Source organism: Xanthomonas populi, assembly GCF_002940065.1.
Classification (GTDB): domain Bacteria; phylum Pseudomonadota; class Gammaproteobacteria; order Xanthomonadales; family Xanthomonadaceae; genus Xanthomonas; species Xanthomonas populi.
Window position 1 is genome coordinate 1 of record NZ_MDEJ01000207.1, and the last position, 4,399, is coordinate 4,399.

At 61.5% G+C, this 4,399-nt stretch carries 3 protein-coding genes and 2 pseudogenes; 2 read left to right on the forward strand and 3 right to left on the reverse strand.

The features are described 5' to 3' along the window. Window positions 1–94 precede the first annotated feature (94 nt). Window positions 95–388: pseudogene (locus XpopCFBP1817_RS19600) on the forward strand (TolC family protein); the annotation flags it as partial. Window positions 389–553: 165 nt separating this feature from the next. Here the strand turns inward: XpopCFBP1817_RS19600 and XpopCFBP1817_RS19605 are convergent. Then, window positions 554–1,528 carry a GGDEF domain-containing protein gene (locus XpopCFBP1817_RS19605; protein WP_128418364.1) on the reverse strand — a complete coding sequence of 325 codons (975 nt, stop codon included), beginning with the start codon at window positions 1,526–1,528 and terminating at the stop codon, window positions 554–556. A 158-nt stretch (window positions 1,529–1,686) separates the two neighbouring features. On the opposite strand from XpopCFBP1817_RS19605, the gene XpopCFBP1817_RS19610 reads away from it, so the two are divergent. Further along, on the forward strand, window positions 1,687–1,932 hold the full coding sequence (locus XpopCFBP1817_RS19610; protein ID WP_425479136.1) for a hypothetical protein: 246 nt from the start codon (window positions 1,687–1,689) through the stop codon (window positions 1,930–1,932). A 158-nt stretch (window positions 1,933–2,090) separates the two neighbouring features. Here XpopCFBP1817_RS19610 and XpopCFBP1817_RS19615 read toward each other — a convergent pair whose 3' ends face one another. Both XpopCFBP1817_RS19615 and XpopCFBP1817_RS19620 read right to left on the reverse strand, forming a co-directional pair. Beyond that, on the reverse strand, window positions 2,091–3,809 hold the full coding sequence (locus XpopCFBP1817_RS19615) for a sensor domain-containing diguanylate cyclase (protein ID WP_244171263.1): 1,719 nt from the start codon (window positions 3,807–3,809) through the stop codon (window positions 2,091–2,093). Window positions 3,810–3,926: 117 nt separating this feature from the next. Continuing rightward, window positions 3,927–4,052 (reverse strand): annotated as a pseudogene (locus XpopCFBP1817_RS19620) (IS630 family transposase); the annotation flags it as partial. Between the last annotated feature and the right edge of the window lie 347 nt (window positions 4,053–4,399).

Genomic DNA, 4,399 nt, shown 5'->3' on the forward strand with positions numbered 1-4,399 from the left:
ACGCTTGCTGCTCATAGACACCTCCGAATCGACCATTTTCCATGGCCATGAGATGTCTAGGAAACCCTGGGCGCATCAGTTGCTGGCGTCGTAAGACACCGATAACGCACTGATCGGCTAAGGCCGTCAGCAGGCGCGTCTGGCGATCGTGGTGGAGCAGGCCAACGCCGTGCGGCGTGCCGAACAGTTAGCGCAGATCCGCTACCGCGAGTGCTCGGAAGACTTCCTGACGCTACTGGATGCACAACGCACCCAGCTGGCCGCCGACGATGCATTGGTGCAGGCCGAAGCGGCGGTGACTGTCGGCGTGGTCGGCGTGTACAAGGCGCTGGGCGGCTGGAAGCAGGGCCAAGCGCCTGCTGCACCGGTGGCAGTGCTCGATCGGTGAGTACGCTTGCGGGGCAACCGTCAGGTCGCCCCGCAAGCGTACTCAAATGCACTGTGCGCCGGTGTGAGATGAGCAACAATGGTGCGTCGTCAGCCAATGCGGTGATGGATCTCAAGCATCAAGCCGGTTTGCCTGGCGGCCAGGCGATCACACGATTGCCTGCGCTCAGTCGGCAATCCGCACACTATCGCGGCCGCCGTTCTTGGCCAGATACAGCGCCGCATCGGCGCGCGAAAACCAGTCCTGCCAATGCGTTTCGCCATCGTGGCGCGCAGCGCCCAGCGACACCGTGATGCGCCCACCCGGACCACGCAAGCCATTGCGGATGACCCTGCGCAAGCGTTCGGTCGCCGCTTCCAGTTCCTGTAGCGAACCGGCGCGTAACAACACCACGAATTCTTCGCCGCCGAAGCGGAACACCTGATGCGGATTGCGCACTTCAAAGCGCAGGATGGTGGCCAGATCCGACAGCGCCGCATCGCCTGCGGCATGCCCGTACAGATCGTTGACCTCCTTGAAATGGTCCAGGTCCATGATGATCAGGCTGTTGAGCCGATCGTGCGGTTGCCGTCGATCGATCTGATGAGTGAGCGCGCGTTCGAGCATGCGTCGGTTGGGCAGGCCGGTCAGCGCATCCAGCGAGGCCAGCTCTTCCAGATGCACGCGGTCGTCCTGCATGCGCAGCGAAAACGCATACCCCACGGTCAGCGTCACCAAGGTCACCACGACCGTCGACACACCTTGACCGGGGCTGACGATCAGGCCGGGCAAAAACAACAGCGCCGCCAACAGCGGCAGGCTGAGCAACACCGCACGTTGCGGCCCACAGAGGAAATAATTGGTTGCCAACACCGGAAACAGCCAGGGCAAGGCGCCATCGCCGCCGGTCCAGCACGCCACCAGACATCCGCCGACATTGATCAATGCCAGCCACACCCCGCCTGCGCCGGTGTTTTCGGCACTGCGCATCTGCCAGCCGCGCCACACCGCAAGCACACCGAGCAATGCAGTGATCAGGCAAGCAACCACCTGACCGGTGATGACCAGATAAACCGCATAGAGGCAAAGCAACAGCGCAGTGATTGGCCCAAGCATCTTGACGATGCCGAGGCGGAAGTCCCGCTGCAGGTGGAGGATCACAGGGAAGGTTCTAAAGAAGTAGGCATCATTATGGCTGCGCACTGTGGAAATTGAGCGTGCAGTGCCGCTGCATCGGGGTAGGAAGATGGAGCATTGCATTGCATTGCAGGGCTTCGCACCTGGTTGACGGCCTTGCCGCAACCGTGCCCTCTTTACCGTTGGAGTCTGTCATGCCTACCCGCGAAGAACGCGACACACGTCTGGATGGGTTGCAGGACGCATTGCCGCAGCTGTCGGCCAATGAGGATGCAGATTTCGACTATCTCGATTTTCAGGCACGCGCCGAAGCCCTGCTGAGCAGCGTCGAGCCCGAAGATGCCGCCTACGTACGTACCCGCATTGATGGCATGCTGGCGGGCGCCGGCCTGATTCCAACCGATGAAGATGGGCAGACCTGTCGCTGATGCGGTGTTGCGGTTGGTCGGTGTGCAGTTGGCAGATCACTGACGCTCAGGCACGCGCTGCCGATTCACTGCCTGGCAGCGTCGCGCGCGTAAGACGTGCACACGTGATTGCGCACGCGGTGCCGGCCGGTATGCGCAGGCACTCACAATCCGCACTTCTACATCGCGTCAGCCGGTGTTCCCGCACTGATCACCTGATTGCGCCCAGCCTGCTTGGCGCGATACAGCGCTTCATCGGCCCGGCGCAGCAGCTTCCCGGCATTGCCGGCGTGTTCCGGGAAGCTCGCCGCGCCGAACGATGCGGTGACCTTGGGTAGCGACACGCCATCGGACATGACCTGCAACGCCTCGATGCCCGCGCGCAGCTTCTCGGCCATCCTGCCGGCAGTGGGCAGATCCACTTCCGGCAGGATGATGGTCAATTCTTCGCCACCGTAGCGGCAGCAGATGTCTTCGCCGCGCATCTGCGTCAACAGGAATTTCCCGATCGCCGCCAGCACGCGATCGCCGCCGCCATGTCCATGCAGATCGTTGAATTGTTTGAAGTGGTCCACGTCCAGCATCAGCACCGACAACGGCAGCACCCGACGCGTGCAGCGCGCCAGTTCGTGGTTGAGCGCCTCTTCCAGATAGCGGCGGTTGTACAAGCCGGTCAGTGGGTCGCGGATTGACTGCTGACGCAGCGTTTCGCGCAAGCGCAGGTTATGCAGTGCCAGCGACAGTTGCTCTGCGGCCGCCTCGGCCACGGTTAATGAGGTCAGCTCGCGCGGATCGGCGCTTTGCAGGGCCAGCATTCCCAATTGGGTGCCCTGCGCCGACAATGGAATGCACACGGTGCTCGCATGCGCCGAAAGATTGGCGCCGGCATGTTGGCAGACCATGCCCTGACTGATGTCTTCCACAACATGCGTACGATCGCGACGCAGCGCCCAACACTCGTGCGGCGCAATACTGGCGCTGTCGTCATCGGCCATCGCGCCCCAGGCGACCACCTGCTCGGCGCGATCACGCGAGGCGCGCAGCAGATAGACTGCACCGGACGCACCAGGGATCAATGGCGCAATCGTCCGCGCGGTGATTTCCAGTGCTTCTTCGGCATCGCGACAGTTCTGCAGCAGCCCCGAATAGCGCGACAGCGCCGCCAGCCCGGCAGAGGTGCGTTCGAGCGCGGCGAACGACTCGACCAGCCGCTCACTGGTGCTGCTTGCCTCGTCTTCGGCGCGCGCGCGTCGTTCCAGTTCGCGCGACAGCAGGCGGTAGGCGAGCAGCATCACCAACAGCCCGCTGATGATGCCGATCACGGTGACCCTAATCACCCATTGCGAGCTGGTCCGGTTTGCTTCGGTGCGCGTCACCAACAGTCGGCGTTCCAGTTCGGTCATCTTCTGCACCTGACGGCTTAGCGTCGAGGAGGTCTGAAAGATCCCGCGCGCAATCGACGCCCGTGCGCCATCCAGACCATTTGCTCGGTAGTTGTGCAACAGGTCGTTGATCTGCAGCAGACGGGTGTCCACCAGCTTCCGCAGCACCCCAACGTGGCGCTCCTGCGCGAGGTTGTCTTGCACCAGTTCTTCCAGGCGCACGATACGTTCTGGCAGGCGGCTGATCGCATCGGCATGCACGCCCAGAAACGCCTCGTTGTCGGTCAGCACATAGCCGCGCGCCGACGACTCCGCCAACAGCATGCCGGCCTGGATTTCGTCGATGCTGGCGATCACTTCCTGCGAATGCGTCACCCACCTGGCGTCGGAGAGCGAACGCTGCGTGGTGAGGTAACCGCCCACGCCGATCAGCACGAAGATCACCCCGCCGAGCAGTAAAGCCCCGGCGGCATGCTGTTTTGCTTTTTTGGTCAACACTGTGTTCCCCAACACCATTTGTCTGGTAGAGGCCGATGCAAAGTGCGTGCCTACGCTTCAACTCGTTTAGCCGTTCGTTCAGAAGACTCATGGTGACAGTGAGGCGCTTCTGAGAAAGCGGTCTCAAGACTTCTGATACGACAGACCGGTCAGCTTGACGATCTGCATCACACCATGGCCAAGGCGATGCAGGCGAACCACGCGTTTGCGCCGTTCGTGCGACCGGTCCAGCGTCTGACGCCTTGCGTCTTCTTTGTCCATTGCTCTGTGACAGTATCAGGGTAAGTAAAGCTTAAATATATTCTCACCGTATCAATAGGCCATTCGTTCACTCGTCAGCAGCGGGCACACTCACTTCGTCACCGGCTAATTGATCGACACCGGCTCGGTATGTAACAAAGCACGCGACCTAGACTTCCGGCAACGCTGATCAAGCAGCCGCGTCACCTGCACGGCCAATGTTTGAGAACCTGACGGCGGGGATACGCGCAAAAAACGCAAGAATATGGTTAAAAACACAAAATCGTTGTGATTTTAAGCGGTGTGTACCGGCGTCTTTGGCCCGGTGCACGCCGCTCGGGCGCAGTTATCCCGCCAGACGGGTACGT